A 26,725-nucleotide genomic window follows, 5' to 3' on the forward strand; every position below is an offset into this window, starting at 1 on the left:
TCTTGGGCCGGGAGCGCAAGCGCGATCAACGCGTTTCCTCTCTGCAGTGTCCATCATTGGGCGTTGGGCGGGGACCGGCGACATTGGTGCCCGCCTCTCCCCCTGTAAAATTATTTGGCATTACTGTTCCTCGTCCTGGGACGGGCCACGTGCAGCATTGCCGTCACCAGCAGAAATTCTGTTACTGGTGAGGCCGTGCATATGAGAAAGATAGAACCCTCCCGCAGCTCCAAGCAGAGCGCCTGCGAGCACAATCCAGCGGGTTCCCCACAGATTATCCAGTCCCCACCCTATCAAACTCCAGACGATGATTCCGCCAACAATGTAGCTGAAGACGGCGATTCCGGCGTTGTATCCGCCGTCGCTTCCGTCGGTCGATACACCGGGGGCACCGGGCGTAGTTTTGGGTGATTTGGCTGGCTGGTTTTCTGGTCCGGTACGTGGTCCGCCAACTGGCCTGCGGCCGGATTTGCGGCTAAACATCGGTGCCGCCTTTTCGCGTTTCGGGATCGTTGTAAATCTGAAGCCTGGCCTTGCTGAAACCGTAAATTTCGGCTGCCTGCCACAACACGACGGTGACGACGGCGCCGATCAGGAACCAGCGGTCGTGCAGCCAGGCCGGGGCGCCGATGACGAAGAGGACCACGGCGAAGCCGACAACCTTGACGAAGTACGTCGCGACGAACACTCCGATCGCTCCGGAGGGGTTGTTGCGGCCGACGAAGTGGCCCACCGCGAGGCTGATGGCAAAGAAGGCCATCACCAGCGCGCCCCCGAACAGTGCGGACCAGAACCCCACGGCGCCGTTAAAGATGTAGGCGGCTGTGCCGGTCAACACCAGTGCTGCGGCGGAGGCCGCGGAACTGATTGCCAGCAGCCTGAGCCACAGGGATTTTGTGGGGCCGGAGACGCCAACGGGTCCGTTGCCGGAAGCGGGTTCCGGTTCGGCGTTGGAGGTCATCAGATCCCAATCGTCGCTGGCGTATTGCTGGTCAAGGCAGGCGGCGAAGTACCGCCCCTGAATTCTACATTAGATAGAAATTATTCGGAAAAGCGCGTCGGAGCCGGTTCCCGGGCATGCCGGTCAGGCTATTCGGGAGTGCGGGCCATCTGCCGCGGCCCGCGCTGGCGCAGGTACGGCCAGGCAGTCGCCACGGCCATGATTGCCGCGGCGGCCAGATCGATGGCGAGGACTATGTGCCAGGGGAAGATCGCGAAAGCGAGGCCGCCGAAGGCAAGGATGCAGGTCCACAAGTACATCAGCACGACGGCGCCGCGGTGCGAGTATCCGATGTCCAGGAGTTTGTGGTGCAGGTGTCCGCGGTCCGCCGACCACGGCGACCGGCCCAGCGCTGTCCGCCGCACCACGGCCAGGCACAGGTCCAGCAGCGGCAGGAACAGCACCGCGAACGGCAACAGGATCGGGATGATCGTGGGGATGCCGTTGGCCCGGTCGTAGAGGCCCGAGCTGATCTGGCCGGTCGAGACGACGCCGGCCGAGGCCATCAGCAGGCCAATCAGCATGGCCCCGGAATCGCCCATAAAGATTTTGGAGGGGAACCAGTTATGCGGCAGGAAGCCGACGCAACTGCCGACCACGACGGCGGTCAGCAGGGTGGCGAGGTCCGAACGGTCCAGCAGGACGGCCGTGCGGTGGACCCAGTAGGCCGTGAGGAAGAACGCCGCCCCGCCGATGATCGCCACGCCCGCGGCGAGCCCGTCCAGTCCGTCGATGAAATTGAACGCATTCATGGTGGTGACGATCAGCCCGGCCGTCAGCACAATGCTCACGGCCTCGTTCTGGATCACGATCGGCTCGGGAATGAACGGGATGATCGTCATCCGGACCCCCCAGGTGGCCACGACCAGTGCCGCGGCGCTTTGGCCGATCAGCTTGACCCACCACCGCAGATCCAGCAGGTCGTCCGCCACGCCGACAACGACGATCACGGCGGCCCCGGCCAGGATTCCCCATGGCGCCGTGTTGTTCCGGAAGATGTCCTTGACGAAAAACGAATTGCTCGCCGTGACCAGGGCAACCAGCACGCCCGCGAAGATGCCGAGGCCGCCGAGCCGGGAGATCGGGGTGGAATGCATGTCGCGGCTGCGGATCGGGGAATACAGCTCCAGCTTGTTGCCCGCGAGCCGGGCACCCCATGTCGCCGCGTAGGTCACAATCGCTGCCGTCAGCATCATGAGCAGGTACATGATCACGGGACGACCACCAGCCAAACGCCGTCAGTACCGTCAGCACAGGCACCGCACGCCGGCACGTCCGGCAGCACCGGACGCGCCGGTGAGCTGCGGAAATGGGGTGGATTCGATTGCGGTGGAACTGTCTTTCGAAAAATGAAACTTCTCCGTCGCCGTGCGCAGGGCAGGCAGTGCGTAGTGCCTGACAGGGCTGTATTACAGTGGACTCTAGTCAAGATACTAATGCCAACGGCCACCTGTCTTCGCGTCACACGGCCCTCTGCCGGCGGGAAAACCACTGACGGTCGTGCTGAAAGGACCCCGCGATGACCCCCTCGGTTGCAGTCGCTGCCGTGACGTTTGACCGTCCCAGGGAGCTGGCGGTCCTGATGGACGCCATCAACAACCAGACCGCTCCAGTGCAGTCCATTTGCCTCGTCGACAGTGGCACCGTGCCGTCGACGGACGTTGCCGGCCAGCACGCCAACGTGGACTATGTCCGGTCCGAGGCAAACCTTGGCGGCGCCGGCGGATTCTCGTTGGCCATCCTCAAGGCCGTGGCCAGCGGGGCTGACTGGATCTGGATGATGGACGACGACGCCGAACCGGCAGATCCCGACTGCCTTGCCACGTTGCTTCGTGAGGCCCAGGAACGTGATCTGGACGCCGTCGTGCCCCTCGTGGTGGCCCCCGGCCACCCGGACCAGCTGTCCTTTTTCTTCCGGCTGGGCGGCAAGGTCACGCATGAGCGCGCGGAGGTGGAAAAGGTCGGATTCCTGCCCGACGACGGGCACTTCTTCAACGGCGCCCTGATCCGTTCCGATGTCTTCTTCAAAGTCGGCCTGCCGGACATGCGCCTTTTCATCCGTGGCGACGAGGTGGACTTCACGCTCAGGCTCAGGAAGGCCGGGATCCGCTTCGGCACGGTGACCACCGCCGCCATCACGCACCCGCACGCCTTCGCTGAAACCAAGCACGTCTTCGGTGCGCGGTGGCACGTGATCGTTCCGGATTCCGCCTTCAAGCGCTACTTCTACTACCGGAACCGCGGGTACATGATCCGCCGCCACTTCCGGGTCAAGTCCTTCATCGCGGATGTGGGCGGCTACCTCGGCTACTTCCTGCGCAGCGGCGATTTCCGCGGGCTCGCTGACTGGTTCCGCGCCTTTTCCGCCGGGCTCCGCGGCAAGGGCTTCGGCCCGCTGGAGGACCAGAAGTTCTGACGTGCTCCCCCGCTGGCAGCCCCGCCGGCAGCCTAGGGCTGCCGGCGCAGGCGCCGTCGGAGCAGCAGGCCCAGCAGCACCCAGGGTTCGCCGAACACCCGGTAGGCCACCCGCTGCGGGTGGAGCATGAGCCGCCAGGCCCATTCGAGTCCGAGCCGGCCGATCCAGCGCGGCGCCAGTTTCTGCACACCGGCAATCTGTTCGATGGCGCCGCCGACGGTGCAGTAGACCGCAGGCGGAAGCGCGGCAAGCCGGCGGGCCATGACCTGCTCCTGCAGCGGCATCCCGAGGCCCAGCAGCACAAGTTGGGGGCGCAGCCGGTTCAGCCATTCGACCGCGGCTTCCTCAACTTCCTTGTTCCAGCCTTCGCCAGGCATGCCGTCGACCCGCCCCCCGGGGACGATCTCCCGCAGCTTGGCCACGGCGCCGGCGTTGGCCACGGCACCTGCACCGATGACCGCAATGCGCTCCAGTCCCGCGACATTGCCGAGCGCGGGAATCCAGTCGGTCGACCCCAGCCGGTAGTCCATCACCGGTTCCCTGCCGTCGTCTTCTTCGCCGGTCTTCGCCCAGAGCCAGAGCACCGGTGCGCCGTCGATCAGGACCACGTCGCTGCGCTCGTAGAACGAACGGAAGGCAGGATCGGAGTGCAGCAGCGTCACGCTGTGCAGGTTGTGCCCCACCACGATCCTGGTCACGCCCTCGGCCATGAAGGTGCTGAGGACCGCGGTCAGCTCGGACACCGTCACGGGGGTCGCTTCGACGTCGAGGAAAGGGACGCGCTGACGCTCCAGCGTCATGCGGAACCGGGCTCCGGCGCAGCGGCGGACTCCGCAGCGGGCTCCGCAGCGGGCTCCGGAGCATCCGGAGCATCGGCGGCGTTGCCGTCGATGTCCAGGACGCCGGGCACCACGCCGCGCAGGCGGTCGAGGCTGATGGCTCCCTGCCGGACGACGCGCAAGGGCAGCGCCGTCGCGTCGACGATGGTCGAGGCGAGGGCGTCGGCGCCGTCCGCGGGCCGGGGTCCGCCCTCCAGGTAGACCTCCACGGATTCCGCCAGCTGGGCTTCGGCGTCCGCGGCGGTCTGCGCTGCGGCCTGCCCGGTGCGGTTCGCGGAGGACACCGCGAGGGGTCCGGTAAGCGTCAGCAGGTCCTGGGCGATCTCGTCGGCCGGGATCCGCAGGGCGACCGTGCCTTTGGTCTCGCCGAGATCCCAGTCCAACGACGGCTGGGCATGCAGGATCAGGGTCAGGCCGCCGGGCCAGAACGCCTCGGCCAGCCGCCGCGCCTCGGCCGGAACGTCCGTGGCCAGGCCATCGAGGGCGTTCAGCCTCGGGATCAGCACGGGCGGCGGCATCTTCCGGCTCCGGCCCTTGGAGGCGAGCAGCAGGGTCACGGCAAGGGGTGAAAAGGCGTCGGCGGCAATCCCGTAGACCGTGTCCGTGGGAAAGACCACGCACTTGTTCTCCCGGATGGCCCGCTGGGCGTGCTCAAGTCCAGCAGCGCGCTGCTCGGCCGCCGTGCAATCGTAGCTAGTCGTCACTGGCCTATTCTTTCATCACTTGTCACACGATTATTCGCAGGCGTCGGCCCTGACGGTGCCAGGACGGCGCTGGTGGCGCGGTCCTTGCCGTTGAGGTCACGGTGCGTTGTCACCTCGGCGAACACGCCGGTGCGGTTGAGCATCGCGGCGATCCATTCCGACTGGACCTCGGCGTGCTCCATCACGAAGTAGCCGCCGGGGACCAGCAGGCGGGCGGCCGAGGCGGCCGCCGCCGTCGGAAGTTCCATCCCGTCCGCTCCCCCGCCGTAGAGCGCCTCAGGCGGGTCGTGCAGCGCCACTTCGGGTTCGTTCGGGATCGCTTCGGCGGGGATGTAGGGCGGGTTGGAGACGACGACGTCGAACGTGCCGTTGTGTTCGGCCAGCGCATCGCGCAGGTCGCCACGGATGAGGTGGACGCCCAGGGGAGCCAAGTTTTTCTCCGCCCACGCGTGCGCGAATTCGCTGAACTCGACCGCGTGGACTTCCGCGCCGGGAACCTCATGGGCGATCGAGCCTGCAATGGCACCGGACCCGGTGCCCAGGTCCACGACCTTGGGGTGTGCCAGGCCGTGCAGCCGTTTCCTGTCGCTAAGCCAGTCCAGGACCAGCTGCACCACGGATTCGGTCTCCGGCCGCGGGATGAACACACCGGGACCGACGGCGAGTTCGAGGTAGCGGAAGTGCGCCACGCCCGTTATGTGCTGCAGCGGGATCCGCTGCGCCCGTTCGGCGACGAGGTCAGCGTAGCCTTCCGGCGCCGGCGAGTCCCCGAGCATCAGCGCGCGCAGCCGGCCCAGTCCGACGCCGAGCAGGTGCTCGGCCAGGAGCTCGGCGTCCACGCGCGGGCTGGGCACGCCGGCCTCCGCGAGGACCGCCGTCGCCTCGCTGACGGCCTCCGCGAGGCTCGGACCATCACCTGCAGTCATCACCAGTGACCCGCGCCTATTCGCCGATGGCGTCGAGCCGGGACTGCTCGTCCAATTCAATGGCCGACTGGATCACCGGTTCCAGGTCGCCGTTCATGACCTGGTCCAGGTTGTAGGCCTTGTAACCGGTGCGGTGGTCCGCAATCCGGTTTTCCGGGTAGTTATAGGTACGGATGCGCTCGGAGCGGTCCATGGTGCGGATCTGCGACTTGCGCTGCGCCGAGTTTTCGGCGTCGATCAGCTCCTGCTGGTGCGCCAGGATGCGGGCACGCAGCACGCGCATGCCGGCCTCACGGTTCTGCAGCTGCGACTTCTCGTTCTGCATGGCGACGACGATTCCGGTGGGAAGGTGCGTGATGCGCACCGCGGAGTCGGTGGTGTTGACCGACTGCCCGCCGGGACCGGAGGAKCGGTAGACGTCGATCTTGAGATCGTTCTGGTTGATCTCGAGCTCCTCGGGCTCGTCCACTTCGGGCAGCACCAGCACGCCGGCGGCCGAGGTGTGGATGCGGCCCTGCGATTCGGTGACGGGGACACGCTGGACCCGGTGCACGCCGCCTTCGAACTTGAGCCGGGCGTACACGCCTTCGGCCGGATCGTTCGAGCTGCCCTTGACGGCCATCTGGACGTCCTTGTACCCGCCGAGGTCCGATTCGGTGGCAGAGATGATCTCGGTCTTCCAGCCGCGGGATTCCGCGTAACGGCTGTACATCCGCAGCAGGTCCGCGGCGAACAGGGCTGCCTCGTCGCCGCCTTCGCCGCCCTTGACCTCGAGGATCACGTTGCGGGAGTCGTCCGGGTCGCGCGGGATCAGCAGCCGGCGCAGCTTGGCCGCCGCCAGCTCCAGCGCGGCCTCCAGCTCGGGCACCTCGGCCGCAAACTCGGGGTCCTCGTCCGCCATTTCCTTGGCAGCGGCCAGGTCATCGCGGATGCCTTCCCAGCGGTGGTAGGCCTCCACAATGCCGTTCAACTGGGCAGAACGCCGCCCCAGCTTCCGGGCCAGGCGCTGGTCAGCGTAGACAGCAGGATCCCCCAGCTGAGCCTGGATAGAGTCATGCTCATCCAACAGGCCCTGTACGGACTCAAACATTTTCAAACCTCTTTCGACTTGAAACCAAGTCTAGTTACGACAACAAAAACTGGACCGCGGCTGGCGACTTAACGACGAAGCCGCACGGATTTTTCCGCCCCGGGAGTGGCTTCGGGCCTGCCRACGCCGGGTGGCTTGCGATCGTAGATCGTAAGCCACCCGGCGGAGGGGCGGGGGCGGAAAATCCGTGCGGCGTTAGCGCGCGGGACCGCCAGAATCTAGCGGTTGGAGCAGCTATTTGTCGTTATCGGACTTCGCACCAAGCGTCGTCTTCTGCACCTGCATGAGGAACTCGACGTTGCTCTGGGTCTCCCGGATCTTGTTGGTCAGCAGCTCAAGGCTCTGCTGCGTTTCGAGTCCGGACAGGACGCGGCGCAGCTTCCACATGATCTTGACTTCCTCGGGGGAAAGCAGGTTTTCCTCGCGGCGGGTACCGGACGCGTTGACGTCCACGGCCGGGAAGATGCGCTTGTCCGCGAGCTGGCGGGACAGGCGCAGTTCCATGTTGCCGGTGCCCTTGAACTCTTCGAAGATGACCTCGTCCATCTTGGAGCCGGTCTCGACGAGCGCGGTGGCCAGGATGGTCAGCGAGCCGCCGTTTTCGATGTTGCGGGCTGCACCGAAGAAGCGCTTCGGCGGGTACAGCGCTGCGGAGTCCACACCACCGGACAGGATGCGGCCGGAGGCCGGTGCTGCCAGGTTGTAGGCGCGGCCCAGGCGGGTCATGGAGTCCAGGAGCACCACAACGTCCATGCCCATTTCCACGAGGCGCTTGGCACGCTCGATGGAAAGCTCGGCCACGGTGGTGTGGTCGTCGGCGGGACGGTCGAAGGTGGAGGCAATGACCTCACCCTTGACGGTGCGCTGCATGTCCGTGACTTCTTCGGGACGTTCGTCAACGAGCACCATCATGAGGTGGACCTCAGGATTGTTGGTGGTGATGGCGTTGGCGATGGACTGCAGGATGAGCGTCTTGCCGGCCTTCGGCGGCGAAACGATCAGACCGCGCTGGCCCTTGCCGATCGGGGCCACGAGGTCGATGACGCGCGGGCCGATCTTCTTCGGGTCCGTCTCGAGGCGCAGGCGCTCGGAGGGGTACAGCGGGACGAGCTTCGCGAATTCGACGCGGTCCTTGAGCTCTTCCGGCGTCTTGCCGTTCACCGAGGTGACGCGGACCAGGGCGTTGAACTTCTGGCGGGCGGACTGCTGCTGGCTCCCCTGCTGGGCTTCGCCTTCGCGCGGTGCACGGATGGCGCCGACGACGGCGTCGCCCTTGCGCAGGTTGTACTTCTTGACCTGGGCGAGCGAGACGTAGACGTCGTTCGGGCCCGGCAGGTAACCGGACGTGCGGATGAACGCATAGTTCTCGAGCACGTCGAGGATACCGGCGACCGGCAGCAGGACATCGTCCTCGGTGACCTCGACGTCGTCGACGTCGGGTCCCTGCTGACGTCCGCGGCGGCGGTCGTTGCGGTCGCGGAAGCGATCGTTGCGCGAGGAGTTGTCGCGGCTGTCCTGCTGGCCCTGGCGGTCACCGCGGTCGTTGCGGTCACGACGGTTGCGGCGGTTCCGGCGGCTTCCGCCGTCAGAATCATCGCTGTCGCGGGTGTTCTCGCGGGGGCCGGCCGAGTCGTCGCGGCCGCCACGGGTGCGGGTGTCACGGCGCTGGCCGTCTTCGCTGCCGGGCTCGCGCTGTTCGGTGCGCTGTTCACGCTGTTCGGTGCGCTGATCGCGCTGCTCGGTGCGCTGTTCAGCGACGGGCTGCTCGGCCGGGGCCTCGACGGCGTTCTGGCCGGCATCCGTGGCCTGGGCTGCGGCTTCGCCGCGGCGGCGGTTGCGGGTGCGCGGCTGCCTCGCGCGGTCGCCGGATTCCGTTCCGGAAACGGCGGCGGCGGATTCTGCAGTGGCGGATTCCCGGGCGCCGGACTCGGTGGAACCCGCGGGGGCTTCAGCCGGGGCGGCGGCGGGTGCCTCAACGGCGGGAGCCGTGACGACTCCGTCGCTGCCTGCACGGCGGCTGCGGCCACGGCGGGCGCGGGGGCTTTCCTGGGCGGTGTTTTCCCTTGCCAGGGACTCGTCCTCGGCGGCGGGCACCGTTGCGGGCGCAGCTGCCGGGGCCGCTGCGTGGGACACAGTGCCGTTGTCGCTCGCCTTTTCGGCAGCGCGGGCCGGAGCCTTGCTTACCGGAGTGCCTGCGCGGTGGGCGGAAATGGCCGTGACCAGATCACCCTTGCGCATGCGGGAACCGCCGGAAATGCCCAGCTGGCTGGCGAGGGCCTGGAGCTGGGCGAGCTTAAGGCCTGCAAGGCCGCTGCTCTTGGCGGGTGCTGCCGTTGATTCGGCAGCAGAAGATGTATCCACAGCCGGAGACAGCTCAGTGGTTTCGGTCACGAAGGATCCTTCCCCCTCGACGGCGTCCAGGCTAAGAGCTGGACGCGGTGATTTGATCTGGGCTGCAGTTCAGATCTGCAGCCGGGATTTCGGCCTTGCCGGATGGATATCGGCCAGCAGGGCCGGATATTGCTTCACCATGCACGATCCGAGAAATGAGGAACGGCGGGCTGAGTTTCAGGGGGCAGATCAATTCTGCTGATTCCTGCGTCAGACCGAAAGCAGGTGGCACCGGAAAATATTGCGCAGTGAAAGATGAGAGAGGCTACGTGGCCAACATCGCGGTCTTACAACGGTTACAAATTTACCGCCTGCGTATTTACCGCCGGTGCACTTCCACTTTAGCACCTTCAACGTCCACGGCCAGCTTCATCACGCGCCAGCCCACTTCCGGCGTGTTGCCCGCGGTGTGGGCGCCGATGAAGTCCACAACCTCACGGGCTTCCGCTTCGCCGTTGGCCAGGACCAGCACGGTGGGTCCGGCGCCGGATACGACGGCGGCGTGCCCTGCCCGGCGCAGCGCGCCGATCAGTTCCGCGCTGGGCCGCATGGCCTCGGCTCGGTAGCTCTGGTGCAGGTAGTCCTCGGTGCCGGGCAGCAGGAATTCCGGGTTCGTGGTCAGGGCATGGATCAGCAGGGCGGCGCGGCCGGAGTTCATGGCCGCGGCATGGTGGCCCACCGAAGCGGGCAAAAGGGCCCGGGCGGCCTCAGTGGAGAGCTCGTAGTCGGGCACGGCGACCACAGGGATCACCGAGGCGGCCACGGACGCGCACGTGCTGCTGTACTGGTCACTGTCCTGCCATGACAGCGCCAGTCCGCCGAAAATGGCGGGTGCAACGTTGTCCGGGTGGCCTTCCATTTCGCTGGTGAGCTGCAGGATCCAGTCGCTGCCACGCCGGGAGGCCTCCGGAACCAGGGCATTGGCGGCGCTGACGGCCGCCACCACGGCCGAGGCCGAGGAGCCCAGGCCCCGTCCGTGCGGGTTGACGTTGTCCGCCGTGATCCGCAGGCCTTCGTGCCGGAACCCCAGGCGGTGCAGGGCCTCGGTCAAGGCCTTGACCACGAGGTGCGTCGCATCGCGGGGCAGGGACTCGGCACCCTCGCCGCTGAGCTCGAATTCGAGTTCACCGCTGGCCAGGGTTTCCACGGTCAGCGTGTCATGCAGCGAGAGGGCCAGGCCGAGGCTGTCGTACCCGGGGCCCAGGTTGGCGCTCGTGGCCGGGACACGCACGGTGACCAGCTGGCCCGCCGGAACGGCCGGGGAGCCGGCAGCTGATTCGGCCGGGACGGTGAGGGTTGTTTCCAACGTTATTTTTCTTCCAGTCCCAATGCTGCGGCGACGGTGACGACGTCGTTGGAGACCTTGACCGGCTGCACGTCGCTGCCGTCCTCGGTGCGCAGGGCCCACTGCGGGTCCTTGAGGCCGTGACCGGTCACCGTGATCACGATCGTCTTGCCTGCCGGCACTTCCCCGGCCGCGTGCTTCTTGATCAGCCCGGCGACGCCGGCAGCGGAGCCGGGCTCCACGAAAACGCCTTCCCGGGCGGAGAGCCACCGGTGCGCGGACAGGATTTCCTCGTCCGTGACGGCCTCGATCACGCCGCCGGATTCATCCCGGGCCGCCACGGCGGTGTCCCAGGAGGCCGGGTTGCCGATCCGGATGGCGGTGGCAATGGTGTCGGGCTCGGTGATGGGGTGGCCGGCCACGAAGGGTGCCGCCCCTGCGGCCTGGAAGCCCCACATGACGGGTGTCCTGGTGGACACGGCGGGCAGCGACCCGGCGGTGGGCGACTCAAACGCCGCAGCGTATTCCTTGTAGCCCTTCCAGTACGCGCTGATGTTGCCGGCGTTGCCCACCGGGAGCACATGGAAGTCGGGGGCGTCGCCGAGCGAATCCACCACTTCGAAGGCACCGGTCTTCTGGCCTTCGATCCGGGCCGGGTTGACGGAGTTGACCAGGAACACCGGGTAGGACTCGCCGAGCTTGCGGGCGATGTCAAGGCAGTCGTCGAAGTTGCCGTCCACCTGCAGCAGCGTGGCTCCGTGCGCGACTGCCTGGCTGAGCTTGCCCATGGAGATCTTGCCCTCCGGGACCAGCACCGCGCACTGCAGCCCGGCAGCCGTCGCATAGGCCGCGGCGGAGGCGGAGGTGTTGCCGGTGGAGGCGCAGACCACGGCCTTGGCGCCGGCGGCCACCGCTGCCGTCATGGCCATGGTCATGCCGCGGTCCTTGAAAGAACCGGTCGGGTTCATGCCTTCGACCTTGAGGTAGACGGTGCTGCCGGTCAGCTCGGAGAGGTGGCGGGCATGCACGAGCGGGGTGCCGCCCTCGCCCAGGCTGATGACCTTGGTCGCTTCCGTGACAGGAAGACGGTCGGCGTATTCGCGGATGACACCGCGCCATTGGTGAGCCACTTAGACTCCTTCTACCCGGAGTACGGATGTGACGGAATTGATGACGTCCAGGCGCCTGACGGCCTCGACGGTTGCTGCAAGTGCGGCTTCGCGTGCACGGTGTGTCACGATCCGCAGCTCGGCCGATTCCACGTTGGAGTCGGCGTCGCGGTGAATGGTCTGCCGCATGATTTCGATGGACACGCCGTGCTCGGCGAAGAGCTGCGCGATCCTGGCCAGGACGCCGGGCTGGTCCGCGACGTCGAGTCCGATGTAGTAGCTGGTGACGGCCGCGTCGATGGGCAGCGATGGCACGTGCCCCGTGGTGGTTTCGGTGCGGCCGGGGCCGCCCAGGACAATGCGGCGGGCCGCGGAGACGAGGTCGCCCAGCACGGCGGACGCCGTCGGGGTGCCGCCGGCACCCTGGCCGTAGAACATGAGCTCGCCGGCGTTCTCGGCTTCGATGAAGACGGCGTTGAATGCACCGCGGACAGCAGCGAGGGGGTGCTCGCGGGGCAGGAGCGTGGGGTGGACACGGACTGAGACGCCGGTTTTGCCGTCCTCGTCAACAAGTTTCTCGGCAATGGCCAGCAGCTTGATGACAAAGCCGGCTTCCTTGGCGGCGGCGATGTCCGCCGCGGTGACCGACGTGATGCCCTCGCAGGAGACATCTTCCAGGGCAAACCGCGTGTGGAAGGACAGCGAAGCGAGGATTGCGGCCTTGGCGGCGGCGTCGTAGCCTTCGATGTCGGCCGTGGGGTCGGCTTCCGCGTAGCCCAGGCGCTGGGCCTCGGCCAGCGCGTCGGCGAACTGCGCGCCGGTCGAGTCCATCTGGTCGAGGATGAAGTTGGTGGTGCCGTTGACAATCCCGAGCACCCGGGTGATCCGGTCGCCGGACAAGCTGTCGCGGATGGGTCGCAGGATGGGGATGGCGCCGGCCACGGCGGCCTCGTAGGACAGCTGCACCCCGGCCTTGTCCGCTTCCTCATACAGGGTGGGGCCGTCCTGGGCCAGGAGCGCCTTGTTGCCGCTGACAACACAGGCACCGTGCCGCATGGCGGTAAGGATCAGGGTCCGGGCCGGCTCAATGCCGCCCATGAGTTCAATGACGACGTCGGCGTCCTTGACGAGGACTTCGGCGTCAGTGGTGAACAGCTCCCGCGGCAGCTCGACGTCGCGCTTGGCATCGAGGTTGCGCACCGCGATGCCCTGCAGTTCCAGCCGGGCGCCGGTGCGCGCGGCGAGGGCGTCGGCGTCGTTAATGAGAATCCGCGCAACCTGGGCCCCAACGTTGCCACAGCCCAGCAGGGCCACTTTCAGGGTTCGCAATTCAGACATTCAGACTCCCATGTCGCGGTTGAGCAAATCTTCTTCGGTTTCCCCGCGGACAATGAGCCGGGCAGATCCGTCGCTGACAGCGATAACGCCCGGCCGGGCCAGATAGTTGTAGTTGCTTGACAGGGCCCAGCAGTAGGCGCCGGTCCCCGGTACAGCAAGCAGATCACCGGCTGCCACGTCCTCGGGCAGATATACATCTCTAACAACTATGTCGCCGCTCTCGCAATGTTTGCCCACCACTCGGGACAGCTGCGGCGCCGCGTCGGAGCTCCGCGAGGCGAGAATCGCCGAATAATCCGCGTCGTACAGCACCGGCCGGGGGTTGTCGCTCATCCCGCCGTCCACCGACACATAGCGGCGGGGGTGCGTAACGTCCCCGGCTCCGTCGTGGCCGGCCGCGGCACCAGCAGAGGCCGGGGAATCCACCCGGACGGTCTTGAGCGTGCCGACCTCATACAGCGTAAAGGTGGTGCTTCCGACGATCGCGCGGCCCGGTTCGATCGAAATCCGGGGGGCGGTTATGCCGAGGGCAGCGCATTTGGAACGGACGACGGCGGCCATCGCCTGCGCGATTTCGGCGGCCGGGCGCGGGGTGTCCACGGGGGTGTAGGCGATGCCGTAGCCGCCGCCGAGGTCAAGCTCGGGCAGCACGATGGAGTACTTCGACTGCATCGCTGCCAGGAAGTCCAGCAGCCTCTCGGCGGCGAGGGCGAAGCCGTCCGGTTCGAAGATCTGCGAGCCGATGTGGCAGTGCAGGCCCAGCAGTTCGATGCTGGCGTGCCCGGTGGCCGCGGCCACGGCTTCCTCTGCGGCGGACAGGCCGGCCTGGTCCGTGGAGTCCCCGGCCATGGACAGGCCGAATTTCTGGTCCTCGTGGGCCGTGGCGATGAATTCGTGGGTGTGGGCGTGTACTCCGGGGGTCAGCCGCAGCATCACCCTGGCGGTGTCGCCCCGGTTGGCGGCGATCGCCGCGACGCGTTCGAGCTCGTCGAGGCTGTCCACCACGATCCGTCCCAGCTGCATGTCCAGCGCCCGGTGGATTTCGCCGTCGGACTTGTTGTTCCCATGCAGGGCGACGTCGGCGCCGGGGATGCCGGCGCGGAAGGCCACGGCGAGTTCGCCGCCGGACGCCGTGTCCAGGCGCAGCCCCTCTTCCTCGACCCAGCGGACCACGGAGGTGCACAGGAAGGACTTGCCGGCGTAGTAGACGTCCACTCCCCCGCAAATATCGGCGAAGGCGTCGTTGAAGGCGTCGCTGAACGCCCGGGCCCGGGCCCGGAAGTCTGTCTCGCTCAGCACGAACAGCGGCGTGCCGTACTGGCGCTGCAGCTCACTGACCGTCAGCCCCTCGATGGTGAGCTCGCCGTCGTCGTTGCGCGCAACACCGCCCGCCCACAGCGGTTCGTGGAGGGCATTGAGGTCGGCGGGGACCTCGAGCCAGTCCGGGGCGAGCGGGGACTGTCCTGAATTCGCGGTCATGGCGGTTACATCCGTTCCGGCGCCGAGACGCCCAGCAGTTCCAGTCCGTTGGCCAGCACCTGGCTGGTGGCGTCGTTGAGCCACAGCCTGGTGCGGTTGGTGTCGGTGATGGGTTCCTCGCCCTGCGGCGCCACGCGGCAGGCGTCATACCAGCGGTGGTAGGCGCCGGCGATCACTTCGAGGTGGCGGGCCACGCGGTGCGGCTCGCGCAGCTCGGCGGCCTTGGCCACGATCGAGGGATAGCTGCCCAGGTGCGAGAGCAGCTCGTTTTCGGTGGGGTGCTCCAGCAGGGCAGCGTTGAAGCTGTCTAGGCCGTCCACACGGCGCTCCACGCCGGCGGCCACGGCATTGCGGGCGGCGCCGCGGGAGCGGGCGTGGGCGTACTGGACGTAGAACACCGGGTTTTCGTTGCTGTGTTTCTTCAGCAGCTCCGGGTCCAGCGTCAGCGGCGAATCGGCGGGGAACCGGGCCAGCGAGTACCGGACGGCATCCTTGCCGAGCCAGGAGATGAGGTCCTTGAGCTCGATGATGYTGCCGGCTCGCTTGGACAGTTTGGCGCCGTTGACGGAGACCAGCTGGCCGATCAGGACCTCGATGTTGACCTCGGGGTCGTCCCCGGCGGCTGCCGCGATGGCCTTGAGCCGGTTGATGTAGCCGTGGTGGTCGGCGCCGAGGAGGTAGATCTTCTCGGTGTAGCCGCGGTCCTTCTTGGACAGGTAGTAGGCGGCGTCGGCGGCGAAGTACGTGGGCTCACCGTTTGCGCGGACCATCACGCGGTCCTTGTCATCGCCGAAGTCGGTGGTGCGCAGCCAGACCGCGCCGCCGTCGTCGAACACGTGGCCCTGTTCGCGCAGGCGGGCGACGGCGTCCTCGATCGCGCCGGCGTCGTGGAGCTCCTGCTCGGAGAAGTAGACATCGAAGTCGACGCCAAACTCGGCCAGCGTCTGCTTGATGTCATGCATCTGCGCCTTGTAGGCGGCGCCCCGGATCACCGGCAGGGCCGCCACTTCGGTGAGTTCGCGGATGTCCGGGTGTTCGGTGAGCACTTCGTGGCCGAGGTCCGCGATGTACTGGCCCGGGTAGCCGCCCTGGGGCACGTCCCGGCCGTGCAGCCTGGCGAACACGGAGTTCGCGAACACGTTCATCTGGGAACCGGCGTCGTTGATGTAGTACTCGGCAGTGACGTCGGCACCGGAGGCCCGGAGGACGCGGGCGATCGCGTCGCCGAGGGCGGCCCAGCGGGTGTGGCCGATGTGCAGCGGGCCGGTGGGGTTGGCCGAGACGAATTCCATGTTGACCGTGTGCCCGGCGAGCGCGGTGTTGGTGCCGTAGGCCGCACCGGCCTCGACGATCGCCTTAGCGAGGGCACCGGCGGCAGCGGCGTCCACGGTGATGTTCAGGAAGCCGGGGCCGGCGATGTCCACCGCGGACACGCCGTCGATCGTCTTGAGCCGGGCGCTCAGGACGGACGCGAACTCCCGCGGGTTGGTGCCCGCCGTTTTGGCCAGCTGGAGGGCGACGTTGGTGGCCCAGTCCCCGTGGTCCCTGTTCTTGGGGCGCTCCACGCGCACCTCATCCGGGATGTCGGCCGCGGAGAGGGCTATGTCACCGGCGGCGACGGCGTCCTTCAGGCAGGCGGATATGGCGAGGGAGAGTTCTTCTGGGGTCACACTTCTAGCCTACCGGTGGGCCCGGAGTGCGGCGGAATCTGCCGTCCCGGCATGACGTCGGGGCCGGTTACGGGAAGGCCCGGGGTCATCAAGGCCTCGCGCCCAGGGTGAACCGTTACCCTGAATTCAACGTCTGCAACCCTGTCATGCCTCCACCTTGTTCGCTGTCCGATCCCCGCAAAGAATCGAGTCCCGCATGAATACCGCCTTCCGCAAAAGCGTCCTCGTCGGCATTGCTGGCCTCTCCGTGGCCGGAACAGCGGCTGGCTGCGCCCCGTCGGCCCAGGCCCCGGCCGCACAGGGCGCGCCCCCGGCATCCGAGTCCGCTGCAGGTACCGGTTCTTACAAGGACGGCACGTACAGCGCCGACGGGAACTACACCTCCCCCAACGGCACTGAGACCGTGGGCGTGGAACTGACGCTGGCCGGCGGTGCCGTGTCCGCCGTGAAGATCACGCAGCACCCCTCGAATCCGAACACCCGAAAGTTCCAGGGCGAGTTCGCSGGCGGCATCCAGTCCCAGGTTGTTGGCAAGAAGCTTGACGAGATCAAGGTTTCCAAAGTGGCCGGATCCTCGCTGACCAGCGGCGGCTTCAACCAGGCCGTGGCGAAGATCAAGTCACAGGCCCAATAGCGCAGCGAGGGACAGAGGAATCGTGGCCCATCCGGGCTGGACGCACTTCAGCTTTGACGGGATCGGGACCCGCTGGGAGATTTCCACCCCGTCCCGGCTCTCCGGCGAGCTCCGCCGTGGCCTGCTCGCCACGGTGGAGGAGTACGACGCCGCGTGGTCCCGGTTCCGCCCCGATTCGCTCATTGCCGACGCAGCCCGGACGCCTGGCCGCATTGAGCTGCCCGCCGAAGGGGCCGCCCTGGGCGAGCTGTACGGCACCCTGTACCGGCTCACCGAGGGTGCGATGACCCCGCTCATCGGCGGGAGCCTGGAGCGACTGGGCTACGACGCCACCTACACCCTGCGCCCGGGCGGCGCGCCGCTTCCCGCGCCCCGGTGGGAGGATGCGCTGGACTGGCAGGGCACCGCGCTGACCACCACGGTTCCGGCGGTGATCGACGTCGGCGCGGCCGGAAAGGGCCAGCTGGCGGATCTGCTCTCCGCCCGGCTCCGGGACGGCGGCTGCGCCGGGCATTTCATCGATGCCAGCGGGGACCTGCTGAATCCGGGGCCGGATCCGGTGGTGGTTGCCCTCGAGCACCCCTACGATCCCACCCGGGCAATCGGCACCGTCCAGCTGGGGGCCGGCGCCCTGTGCGCTTCCGCCGCCAACCGGCGCGCCTGGGGCGACGGGTTCCATCATGTCCTGGACGGCACCACGGGAGCTCCGGTGCGTACCGTTGTCGCCTGCTGGGCCATGGCCGGGACCGCGATGGTGGCCGATGCGCTGGCCACTGCGTTGTTCTTTGTCGACGGTCCGCGGCTGGAGCAGGAGTTTGATTGCGCCTGGCTCACGGTGTATGCGGACGGGCACGCGGAATATTCAGCCGACTTCGAAGGGGCCCTGTTCTCATGACTGCCATCACCACCACCGCCCTTGGCTCGAGGCTGGACACCGCCTTGGGCCGGCTCACGATGTACCGGCTGGTGCTGTGGGTCCTGGCCGTCCTGGCCGGCTACAGCCTGCTGCTCAATGTGCTGGGCTGGTTGACGTTCGGGCTGCCGGAAATGCTGACCCACCTTGCCCTGTGCCTTGGCCTGACGTACGCCTCCAGCCAGGGGCTGGCCGCCCTGTTCCGTGTGCGGCCGCACACGGAATCCTCCCTCATCACCGGCCTGCTGCTGTACTTCCTTTTCTGGCCCAGCGAGCTTTTCTGGCCCAGCCAGCCGACCCAGGGCCTCCAGCTGGCAGAGATCGCCGGCGTCGCCCTGGCCTGCGTCCTGGCCTCGGCCTCGAAGTATGCGCTGGCCTGGCGCGGCCGGCACATCTTCAATCCGGCCGCGGCCGGCGCGTTCCTGGCCGGGCTGACCGGGCTCAACATTGCCACCTGGTGGGCCGCGACGCCGGCCATGCTCTGGCTGGTGCTGCCAGGGGTGCTGCTGGTGCTCTACCGGACCCGGAAGTCCGCCATGGCCGCCGTCTTCACCGTGGTTGCCGTGTCCATCGTGGCCGCGGATCTGCTCCAGGCCGGGATGGATCTCCCCGAGGCCCTGTGGCAGACGCTCGCGCAGCGGCCGGTGCTGTTCTTCGTCGGGTTCATGCTCACCGAGCCGCTCACCCTGCCCCCGCGGCGCTGGCAGCAACTGGCGCTGGCCGCCGTCGTCGGGGCCCTGTTTGCCGTCCCCTACAACCTGGGGTTTGTGGCCAACTCCCCCGAGCTGGCGCTGCTCGCGGGCAACGCGCTTGCCTTCGCCGTCGGACAGCGGGGCGGGGTCCGGCTGGCGTTCGTCGCGAGCCGTCCGCTGACGCCGACGACGACGGAATTCAGCTTCCGCCCGGAACGTCCGGTGCGCTTCGCTCCCGGACAGGCCCTGGAGCTGCACCTGCCCCCGGACACGACCGGCGGGAAGGATGACGGCAGGGGCGATGGGAAGGGTGACGGCAAGGCCCCCGGCAAACGTGACGGGAAGTCGGCCGGCAAGGGTGACGGGAAGGGAATCCGGCGCGTGTTCAGCCTGACCAGCGCGCCCGACGCCTCCCTGCTGACGATCGGGGTGGGGACGGCGGAGCCGGTGTCGTCAGCCAAGCGCTCGCTGCTGGCCCTTGAAGCGGGCGACGGGCTCACCGCAACCACGGTGAACGGCGACTTCCTCCTGCCGCGGAACCCGGCCACCCCCGTGCTGCTCATCGCGGCCGGAATCGGCATCACCCCCTACATGGCCCAACTGGCCGCGGTGTCCGCCGGAACCCCGTCCGGGAACCGCGACGTTGTCCTCCTGTACCTGGCCAAGAATGCCGCCGAGCTGGGCTACGCCGAGGAGCTGCAGCGCTCCGGGGCGCGCGTCCTGGCGCGGCTTGCGGACGGTTCGGCGCCGCCGGCGTTCATGCAGGACGCAGGTTCAAGAAGGATCGATGCGGCGGCCCTCAAGGAGCTGGTCCCCGACATCAGCGGCCGGGTGGTCTTCGTCTCCGGCTCGCCCGCCAGTGTGCGATCGCTGCGGGCCGCGGCACGTGGCGCGGGCGCCCGGCGGGTCCATGTGGATACGTTCACTGGCTACTGAGCCGGCTACGGAACCGCCGGCCAATTCGCTGGACTTGCCACGCACCCAGGACACGTTTGACTGCCGCTTGACTCCACTTGACGCTATAAATGAGCGACCGTTTTCCATGGTTTTCCGTTGGAGGCCAACTTCCTGCTAAGCTCTAGGACGTCCCGCCCGCAACGGCAGGATCCCTGGATGCCCTCGTAGCTCAGGGGATAGAGCGTCTGCCTCCGGAGCAGAAGGTCGTTGGTTCGATTCCAATCGAGGGCACGAACAAAACCCCGCCGTTTGAAACGGCGGGGTTTTTTGTGCCCTGAATCCCGCCAAAAGACCGCGGAAAACCAGCGGCATTGCCCCTGCCGATTGTCGGTGCTCCCTCGTAGGCTGTTTTCATCGGTGGCGGGCTACCCTGCCCGCTCCGAAGCGTGAAGGGGGTCTCACATGTTCTATCCAACTCCGTCCTGTTCTATCGTTCCGCCCTATTTGCTCCGCAGGCTGGCCGCACAGCAAAAGCCGGAGCTCTCCAGGGCCGCCCACGGGGCAAAGCAGGCCCTGCAACACGTCCCGAGCTTCCAGGCCTCCCGCACAGTGCCAGGGCCCGGCAGCCGTCCGGGCCTGCGGGAACTCAAGCCGTCCCCGCCGGAACGGACGGTCTATGACGCTAAGTCCACCGAGAAGCTGCCCGGCAGCGTGGTCCGCAAAGAAGGCGAACCGCCCACCGGCGACCCCGCCGCCGATGAGGCCTATGACGGGCTGGGGCACACCCACCGCCTCTACGCCGAAGCCTTCGGACGCAATTCGATCGACGGCAAAGGCCTGCACCTTGATGCCACGGTCCACTATGGCCGCCTGTACGACAACGCTTTCTGGGACGGCCAGCAAATGGTCTTCGGCGACGGTGACGGCCAGGTCTTCGAGCGGTTCACGAAATCCTTGAGCGTCATCGGGCACGAGCTCACCCACGGCGTGACCCAGTACTCCGCTGGGCTGGTCTACCGCAACCAGGCCGGCGCCCTGAACGAATCGATGTCCGACGTCTTCGGGGCCCTCGTTGAGCAGTATGTCCGGAAGCAGTCGACGGCGGAGGCCAGTTGGCTGATCGGCGAAGGCCTCTTCACCGACCAGGTGCAGGGGGCCGCCTTGCGTTCCATGAAGGCTCCGGGAACGGCATACGACGACGACGTGCTCGGCAAGGACCCGCAGCCGGACTCGATGGACGGCTACGTGCGCACCAGCGCGGACAACGGTGGCGTGCACATCAACTCCGGTATCCCCAACCGTGCGTTCTGTCTGGTGGCCACTGCCCTGGGTGGCAATGCCTGGGACGCGCCGGCACAGATCTGGTACGAGACGCTGACGGGCGGCACGCTGTCCCCCACCGCCACGTTCGGCGCCTTCGCCAAGGCCACTGCAGCCTCTGCCAAGGAGCTGTTCGGGGACGATTCCAAGGAACATGACGCCGTGCGCTCCGCGTGGGAAACTGTGAAAGTAAAGTTCCCGGGGGCCCGGCGATAAGCCAAGCCCCGCAAATCGAGTCCAATTGAGATCCGAGTCCGATGAAGATAACTGTCCAGCGCAGTGGCGGCGTGGCCGGAATGAAGAGGACGTGGACCGTCCGGCCCGAGCCGCCGGAAGACACCGAACGGTGGCAGCCGCTGATCGAGGCCTGCCCGTGGGACGACGTCGCCGGAATCAACGGGACAACCGGCCAGCCGGACCGGTTCATGTACAGCATCCGGGCCGATCAGCGCCGGGCGGTCCTGCCGGAGCGTGCGCTGACGGGTCCGTGGCGCGACCTCGTCGAATGCGCCCGGGCCGCCGCTGAGGGGCCGGCGTCGCCGGGCTTTGGCTAGCCGCTGCTGCCGGGCCGAGGTCCGCTATGCCGTGGCCAGGTGCCCGCGGAACGTGCGCCGGTAGGACTGCGGGCTGGTGTCCAGCGCCTTGGCAAAGTGGTGCCGCAACAGGACCGAATGCCCGAACCCGGACTCCCTTGCGATTTCGTCGATATTGAGCTCCGTGCTCTCCAGCAGCTCCTGGGCGCGCAGCACCCGCTGGGAATTAAGCCAGGCCGCGGGAGTGGCTCCCGTTTCCGCGCGGAAGCGCCGCGCAAACGTCCGCGGCGACATATGGACCCGGGCCGCCAGTTCGTTGACCGCGTGTTCCTCGTCCAGGTGCCGGACCATCCACTGCAGCAGCTGCTCCATGGGCTCCGAGCCGCACGTCGGAATGGGCCGGTCGATGTATTGGGCCTGGCCGCCGTCCCGGTGCGGAGGGACCACCATGTCCCGGGCGATGGCGGCGGCCACCTTGGCGCCGAACTCAACGCGGACGAGGTGCAGGCAGGCATCGATCCCTGCGGCCGTGCCGGCACTGGTAATGATCCGGCCGTCTTCGACGTAGAGGACGTTTTCATCCACCAGGACAGCGGGGTACCGGGTGGCCAGTTCCTGGGAGTAATGCCAGTGCGTGGTGCAGCGGCGGCCATCGAGCAGGCCCGCCCGAGCCAGGGCGAAGGCCCCGGAACAAATGGACATCACCCACGCACCGCGCGCGTGGGCGGCCCGCAGCGCCTCCAGGACGGAGTCGGGAACGTCCTCGTCCCGGCCGTACGGCGCCATCACCACCAGGTCGGCGTCCGCAGTTGCTTCCAGCCCGAGACCCACGTGCATGGATAGGCCGGACTTGAGCGGGACGTCGCCCGGCTCGGGCGCGCAGACGCGGAAATCGAACGCGGGCACGCCGTTTCCGCGGTCCGAGCGGTCGATGCCGAAGACCTCGAAAGCCGTCGCGAACTCGAAGATCGAGAAGTTGGGAACCACGATCATTGCCACTGATTTGATCATGATTCCATCCTGACAGAACAGTGGCAGAAATTATAGCTTTTTGGGCATTTCTGCCACTTTTTTAAGGGCCCGGACCGGAGAACCATAGAGGTATGGAACTCCTCGGAATCGCCCTCATCATCCTGGTTCTTGCCGGCGTCACCGCCACGATCTCCGCCCTCCGCAAGGATGGCCTCGGCCACACTCCGCCCGTCCGCTCGGAAGAATACTGGATGGCCCGGGACCTGCCGAGCATCAACTACACGATGCGGAACATCTAAGTCCGCGCACGCTTAGTCCACACGCCCATCGGGCCCGGTCATCCAGCCGGGCCCTCAACATGCGCCGAGGCTGAACAGCGGAACAACGCGAATTGAACAACGCGGCCGGACAGCCGGACCCGATATCCGCCTCCGCCACCCCAGCGGACAGTCCACCCCAGTAGACTGTCTCCAGCCATGACATTGCATATTTCCTACCCCGCCGAGCTGCCGGTCTCCGAGCGCCGCGAAGATCTTATGGCCGCCATCGCGGCCAACCAGGTGACCATCATCGCCGGCGAGACCGGCTCGGGTAAGACCACCCAGATCCCCAAGATGTGCCTTGAGCTCGGCCTGGGCGAGAACGGGCTGATCGGCCACACCCAGCCCCGCCGGCTCGCGGCCCGCACCGTGGCCGAGCGCATCGCGGAGGAACTCGGCGTCGAAATCGGCCAGGAAGTCGGTTTCCAGGTCCGCTTCACCGGTGAGGTCAGCCGGTCCACCAAGGTCAAGCTCATGACCGACGGCATCCTGCTGGCGGAAATCCAGCGCGACAGGCTGCTGCGCAAGTACAACGCCATCATCATTGACGAGGCGCACGAGCGCAGCCTCAACATCGACTTCATCCTCGGCTACCTCAAGCGCATCCTGCCGCAGCGCCCGGACCTGAAGATCATCATCACCTCGGCCACCATCGATCCGGAGCGCTTCGCCAAGCACTTCGGCAGMGACGAGGAGCCCTCCCCCATCATCGAGGTGTCGGGCCGGACCTTCCCGGTGGAAATCCGCTACCGGCCGCTTTCCCAGCCGGCCGGCGGCACCGGCGCCGAAGATGGTGACGGAGAAGGTGCCGCCGCGGACGACGAACTCGAGGAGGACCGCGACCCGCTCGACGCGGTGTGCGACGCCGTCGACGAGCTCGCCTTGGAAGCCCACGGCGACATCCTGATTTTCTTCTCCGGCGAGCGCGAAATCCGCGACGCGGCGGAGGCCCTCAACGCCCGCATCCAGTCCAACCGGCGCCTCGCGGGCACCGAGGTCCTTCCCCTCTTCGCCCGGTTGAGCCTGCAGGAGCAGCACAAAGTTTTCCACCCCGGCAGCAAGCGCCGGATCGTACTTGCCACCAACGTCGCCGAAACCTCGCTGACGGTCCCCGGCATCAAGTACGTGATCGACACCGGCACGGCCCGGATCTCGCGCTACTCACACCGGACCAAAGTCCAGCGCCTGCCGATTGAGCGCGTCTCCCAGGCTTCGGCCAACCAGCGCTCGGGCCGCTGCGGCCGCGTTTCCGACGGTATYGCGATCCGGCTGTACTCCGAAGAGGACTTCGAGTCGCGGCCGCTGTTCACGGATCCGGAGATCCTGCGCACCAACCTCGCGGCCGTCATCCTGCAGATGACCGCCATGGGCGTGGCCCGCGGACCGAAGGACGTGGAGAACTTCCCCTTCGTCGAGCCGCCGGATTCGCGCGCCATCAACGACGGCGTCAGCCTCCTGCGCGAGCTCGGCGCCCTGACCGCCGCGCGGCAGGAGCCAACGGACGACGGCGGGCAGCGCGACGGCGGGCAGCGCCGCGGTTCCGGCCGTCCCGGCAGCGGGCTCACCGCCGTCGGACAGCAGCTGGCCCAGCTGCCGGTGGACCCCAGGCTCGGCCGGATGATCGTGGAGTCCGGAAAGCGGGGCTGCGTCCGGGAGGTCATGATCCTCGCGGCAGCGCTCACCATCCAGGACCCGCGCGAGCGTCCAACAGACAAGCAGCAGCTCGCCACGGAGAAGCACGCCCGCTTCCGGGACGAAAACTCGGATTTCACCGGTTACCTGAACCTGTGGAACTACCTGCAGGAGAAGCAGCAGGAACTGTCCTCCACGGCGTTCCGCCGGCTCTGCCGCAACGAATTCATCAACTACCTGCGGGTCAGGGAGTGGCAGGACCTGTTCGCCCAGCTCCGCCAGCTGGCCCGGCCGCTGGGCATCAGCCTGGACAACAAGCGCCTTGCCGATCCGGTGGGCAACCACGAAGGCATCCACATCAGCTTGCTCTCGGGGCTCCTGAGCCACGTCGGCATCCTCGACGAGCGCAAGCGCGAGTACGCCGGCGCCCGCGGCAGCCGCTTCGCGATCTTCCCGGGTTCGGCACTGTTCAAGAAATCACCCACGTTCGTGATGGCCGCCGAACTCGTGGAGACGAGCCGGCTCTGGGCCCGCGTCGCGGCGAAGTTCGATCCGCTCTGGGCCGAACAGGTGGCCCCCGACCTGGTCAAGCGCAGCTACAGCGAGCCGCACTGGTCCAAGAAGATGGGCGCGGTGATGGCCCACGAAAAGGTCACGCTTTACGGCGTGCCCATCATCCCGAGCCGGCGGATCAACTACGGCAAGGTGGATCCGGAGCTCTGCCGCGAGCTCTTCATCCGCCATGCCCTGGTAGAAGGCGACTGGCAGACCCACCACAAGTTCTTCCACCGCAACCGCGCGCTGCTGCACGAAATCGAGGAGCTCGAGGCCCGGATGCGGCGCCGCGACATCCTGGTGGACGACGAGACACTGTTCGAGTTCTACGACGCCAGGATCGGCGCGGAGGTCGTCTCGGAGCGGCACTTCGACAAGTGGTGGAAGGACGCACGGCAGCAGGATCCCACGCTGCTCGACTTCGACCAGTCCCTGCTGATCAGCGAGGACGCCGCGGCCCTGGACGATTCGGCCTATCCCAAGACCTTGTTGCACAAGGGCTTCGAGCTGCCGCTGAGCTACGAGTTCCATCCAGTCGCGCCCGGTTCGCCGCCAAATCCATCCGACGGCGTCACCGCCGAGGTGCCGGTGCTGTTCCTGAACCAGCTCGATGACGCCGCGTTCCGCTGGCTGATCCCCGGGCAGCGCGTGGAACTCGTCACGGCGCTCATCAAGTCGCTGCCCAAGCAGATCCGCAAGAACTTCGTTCCTGCCCCGGACGTGGCCCGCCAGGCCGTCGCGGCGCTGGAAGCGGACTTCGATCCCGCCACGGACGAGCTCGAACCCTCGCTGGAACTGGTGCTGCGCCGGATCCGCGGACAGGTCATTCCGCCGGGCTCCTGGAACTGGGACGCCGTGCCATCGCATTTGCGGGTCAGCTTCCGCGTGGTGGATTCCCGCGGCAAGCTGCTGGATGAGGGCAAGGACCTGAACGCGCTGCAGGAGCGGCTGGCCCCGGCCACCCGGCGGGCCATCGCGGAATCCCTCGGTGCCACCCCGGGCACCACGGCACCCCAATCCAAGGGAAATGCCGCGGCAAAGGCGAAAGCCGGCGCGAACGGCAGGGATGGCGCGCGTTCATCACAGGCCGGCGCGTCCCCGTCGGCCGCCCTGGCCGCTGCCGCGGCGCCGGGCGGGTTCACCGAAATGTCCGAGCTCAAGGACTGGACCTTTGGAACCGTCCAACGCCAGGTCCAGGGAACCGTTGGCGGGCACACCGTCACCGGCTATCCGGCTCTGGTGGACGAGGGAACGTCCGTGGCGCTGCGGCTGTTCCAGACGCCGTCGGAACAGCAGGAAGCCATGCGCGGCGGGGTCATCCGGCTCCTGGCCCTGAAAGTGCCACCGCCGGACCGCTATGTCCTGGAGCACCTGAACAACACCGAGAAACTGACCTTCAGCCAGAACCCGCACGGTTCCGTGGCCGCCCTGATCGCCGACTGCGCCCTGGCCGCCATCGACAAACTCACGCCGGCCCCGCTGCCGTGGGACGAGGCCTCGTTCAAGGCGCTCTACGAGAGCGTCCGGGCGGAGCTGATCGACACCGTCTTCACCGTCACTGCCGTCGTCGAAGGCATCCTGGCCAGCACCCGCCGGATCGAAAAGCAGCTCAAGGGCACCACGAGCCTGGCCCTGATCAGCGCGCTCAACGACGTCAAGAGCCAGCTCGAGCAGCTGGTGTATCCGGGCTTCGTGGCACGCACGGGCTACGCCCAGCTCAGCCAGCTGCCCCGCTACCTCGCGGCGATCGAAAAGCGCCTCGAGAAGCTGCCGGGCAACGTCCAGCGGGACGCCCAACACATGGCCGCTGTCCAGGCCCTGGAGGACGACTACGACGACGCCGTGTCCGCGCTGCTGCCCGGGCGGCGGGCGGGCGCGGAGTTAACCCACGTGCGCTGGATGATCGAGGAACTGCGAGTGAGCCTCTTCGCCGTCGAACTCGGGACCGCCTATTCGGTGTCCGAAAAGCGTATCCGGGCCGCGCTTAACAAAGTGCTGGCGCCGGCGTAG

At 67.3% G+C, this 26,725-nt stretch carries 22 protein-coding genes and 1 tRNA gene; 9 read left to right on the plus strand and 14 right to left on the minus strand.

Annotation, left to right across the window (positions count from 1 at the left end; all coding sequences use genetic code 11):
- Positions 1-120: 120 nt before the first annotated feature.
- The 3 genes from AC1D1W_RS07020 to AC1D1W_RS07030 form a co-directional block, all read right to left on the minus strand.
- Positions 121-483, minus strand: coding sequence for a hypothetical protein (locus AC1D1W_RS07020; protein ID WP_243181258.1), 363 nt, complete (start codon positions 481-483; stop codon positions 121-123).
- A complete protein-coding gene (locus tag AC1D1W_RS07025) occupies positions 476-961 on the minus strand; it encodes a Cg1360 family ATP-synthase-associated protein (protein WP_243181257.1) in 486 nt (161 codons plus the stop codon). The genes AC1D1W_RS07020 and AC1D1W_RS07025 overlap by 8 nt, the downstream gene beginning before the upstream one ends.
- Before the next feature lie 128 nt (positions 962-1,089).
- A complete protein-coding gene (locus AC1D1W_RS07030) occupies positions 1,090-2,214 on the minus strand; it encodes an MraY family glycosyltransferase (protein WP_243181323.1) in 1,125 nt (374 codons plus the stop codon).
- A gap of 305 nt (positions 2,215-2,519) precedes the next feature.
- Between AC1D1W_RS07030 and AC1D1W_RS07035 the strand changes: the two genes are divergently transcribed.
- Positions 2,520-3,416, plus strand: coding sequence for a glycosyltransferase (locus AC1D1W_RS07035; protein ID WP_243181256.1), 897 nt, complete (start codon positions 2,520-2,522; stop codon positions 3,414-3,416).
- 32 nt (positions 3,417-3,448) lie between these two features.
- On the opposite strand, the gene AC1D1W_RS07040 is transcribed toward AC1D1W_RS07035, so the two are convergent.
- The 10 genes from AC1D1W_RS07040 to argS form a co-directional block, all read right to left on the minus strand.
- On the minus strand, positions 3,449-4,216 hold the full coding sequence (locus AC1D1W_RS07040) for a WecB/TagA/CpsF family glycosyltransferase (protein WP_243181255.1): 768 nt from the start codon (positions 4,214-4,216) through the stop codon (positions 3,449-3,451).
- Positions 4,213-4,959 (minus strand): L-threonylcarbamoyladenylate synthase, encoded by a 747-nt coding sequence (locus AC1D1W_RS07045; protein WP_476943317.1) that lies wholly within the window; start codon positions 4,957-4,959, stop codon positions 4,213-4,215. The genes AC1D1W_RS07040 and AC1D1W_RS07045 overlap by 4 nt, the downstream gene beginning before the upstream one ends.
- Positions 4,956-5,885 (minus strand): peptide chain release factor N(5)-glutamine methyltransferase, encoded by a 930-nt coding sequence (gene prmC / locus AC1D1W_RS07050; RefSeq protein ID WP_243181253.1) that lies wholly within the window; start codon positions 5,883-5,885, stop codon positions 4,956-4,958. The genes AC1D1W_RS07045 and prmC overlap by 4 nt, the downstream gene beginning before the upstream one ends.
- A gap of 16 nt (positions 5,886-5,901) precedes the next feature.
- Positions 5,902-6,975, minus strand: coding sequence for a peptide chain release factor 1 (gene prfA / locus AC1D1W_RS07055; RefSeq protein WP_079554478.1), 1,074 nt, complete (start codon positions 6,973-6,975; stop codon positions 5,902-5,904).
- 234 nt (positions 6,976-7,209) lie between these two features.
- Entirely contained in the window at positions 7,210-9,366 is a 2,157-nt protein-coding gene (gene rho / locus AC1D1W_RS07060) for a transcription termination factor Rho (RefSeq protein WP_476943318.1), read from the minus strand.
- A gap of 319 nt (positions 9,367-9,685) precedes the next feature.
- A complete protein-coding gene (thrB, locus tag AC1D1W_RS07065) occupies positions 9,686-10,672 on the minus strand; it encodes a homoserine kinase (RefSeq protein WP_243181251.1) in 987 nt (328 codons plus the stop codon).
- Positions 10,673-10,674: 2 nt separating this feature from the next.
- The gene (gene thrC / locus AC1D1W_RS07070) at positions 10,675-11,781 is read right to left on the minus strand and encodes a threonine synthase (protein WP_243181250.1); all 1,107 of its coding nucleotides are present in this window, start codon (positions 11,779-11,781) and stop codon (positions 10,675-10,677) included.
- On the minus strand, positions 11,782-13,098 hold the full coding sequence (locus AC1D1W_RS07075) for a homoserine dehydrogenase (protein WP_243181249.1): 1,317 nt from the start codon (positions 13,096-13,098) through the stop codon (positions 11,782-11,784). It abuts the gene before it with no gap.
- Positions 13,099-14,577, minus strand: coding sequence for a diaminopimelate decarboxylase (gene lysA / locus AC1D1W_RS07080; RefSeq protein WP_243181248.1), 1,479 nt, complete (start codon positions 14,575-14,577; stop codon positions 13,099-13,101).
- A 5-nt stretch (positions 14,578-14,582) separates the two neighbouring features.
- Positions 14,583-16,247, minus strand: coding sequence for an arginine--tRNA ligase (gene argS / locus AC1D1W_RS07085; RefSeq protein WP_476943319.1), 1,665 nt, complete (start codon positions 16,245-16,247; stop codon positions 14,583-14,585).
- Between the two features lie 196 nt (positions 16,248-16,443).
- On the opposite strand from argS, the gene AC1D1W_RS07090 reads away from it, so the two are divergent.
- From AC1D1W_RS07090 to AC1D1W_RS07115, 6 genes are all read left to right on the plus strand, one after another.
- Positions 16,444-16,881 carry an FMN-binding protein gene (locus AC1D1W_RS07090; RefSeq protein ID WP_243181246.1) on the plus strand — a complete coding sequence of 146 codons (438 nt, stop codon included), beginning with the start codon at positions 16,444-16,446 and terminating at the stop codon, positions 16,879-16,881.
- A gap of 22 nt (positions 16,882-16,903) precedes the next feature.
- Entirely contained in the window at positions 16,904-17,776 is an 873-nt protein-coding gene (locus AC1D1W_RS07095; protein ID WP_243181245.1) for an FAD:protein FMN transferase, read from the plus strand.
- Positions 17,773-19,422, plus strand: coding sequence for an FAD-dependent oxidoreductase (locus AC1D1W_RS07100; protein WP_243181244.1), 1,650 nt, complete (start codon positions 17,773-17,775; stop codon positions 19,420-19,422). The genes AC1D1W_RS07095 and AC1D1W_RS07100 overlap by 4 nt, the downstream gene beginning before the upstream one ends.
- Positions 19,423-19,601: 179 nt before the next feature.
- Positions 19,602-19,674: transfer RNA gene (locus AC1D1W_RS07105), tRNA-Arg, on the plus strand.
- 171 nt (positions 19,675-19,845) lie between these two features.
- On the plus strand, positions 19,846-20,919 hold the full coding sequence (locus AC1D1W_RS07110; RefSeq protein ID WP_243181243.1) for a M4 family metallopeptidase: 1,074 nt from the start codon (positions 19,846-19,848) through the stop codon (positions 20,917-20,919).
- 41 nt (positions 20,920-20,960) lie between these two features.
- Positions 20,961-21,257 (plus strand): protealysin inhibitor emfourin, encoded by a 297-nt coding sequence (locus AC1D1W_RS07115; RefSeq protein ID WP_476943320.1) that lies wholly within the window; start codon positions 20,961-20,963, stop codon positions 21,255-21,257.
- A 24-nt stretch (positions 21,258-21,281) separates the two neighbouring features.
- Here AC1D1W_RS07115 and AC1D1W_RS07120 read toward each other — a convergent pair whose 3' ends face one another.
- On the minus strand, positions 21,282-22,247 hold the full coding sequence (locus AC1D1W_RS07120) for a GlxA family transcriptional regulator (RefSeq protein WP_028276082.1): 966 nt from the start codon (positions 22,245-22,247) through the stop codon (positions 21,282-21,284).
- A gap of 92 nt (positions 22,248-22,339) precedes the next feature.
- Here AC1D1W_RS07120 and AC1D1W_RS07125 point away from each other — a divergent pair, with 92 nt between their 5' ends.
- Positions 22,340-22,507 (plus strand): hypothetical protein, encoded by a 168-nt coding sequence (locus AC1D1W_RS07125; protein WP_164468553.1) that lies wholly within the window; start codon positions 22,340-22,342, stop codon positions 22,505-22,507.
- 177 nt (positions 22,508-22,684) lie between these two features.
- On the plus strand, positions 22,685-26,725 hold the full coding sequence (gene hrpA, locus AC1D1W_RS07130) for an ATP-dependent RNA helicase HrpA (protein ID WP_476943321.1): 4,041 nt from the start codon (positions 22,685-22,687) through the stop codon (positions 26,723-26,725).

Source organism: Arthrobacter sp. P1_B4 (assembly GCF_056406555.1).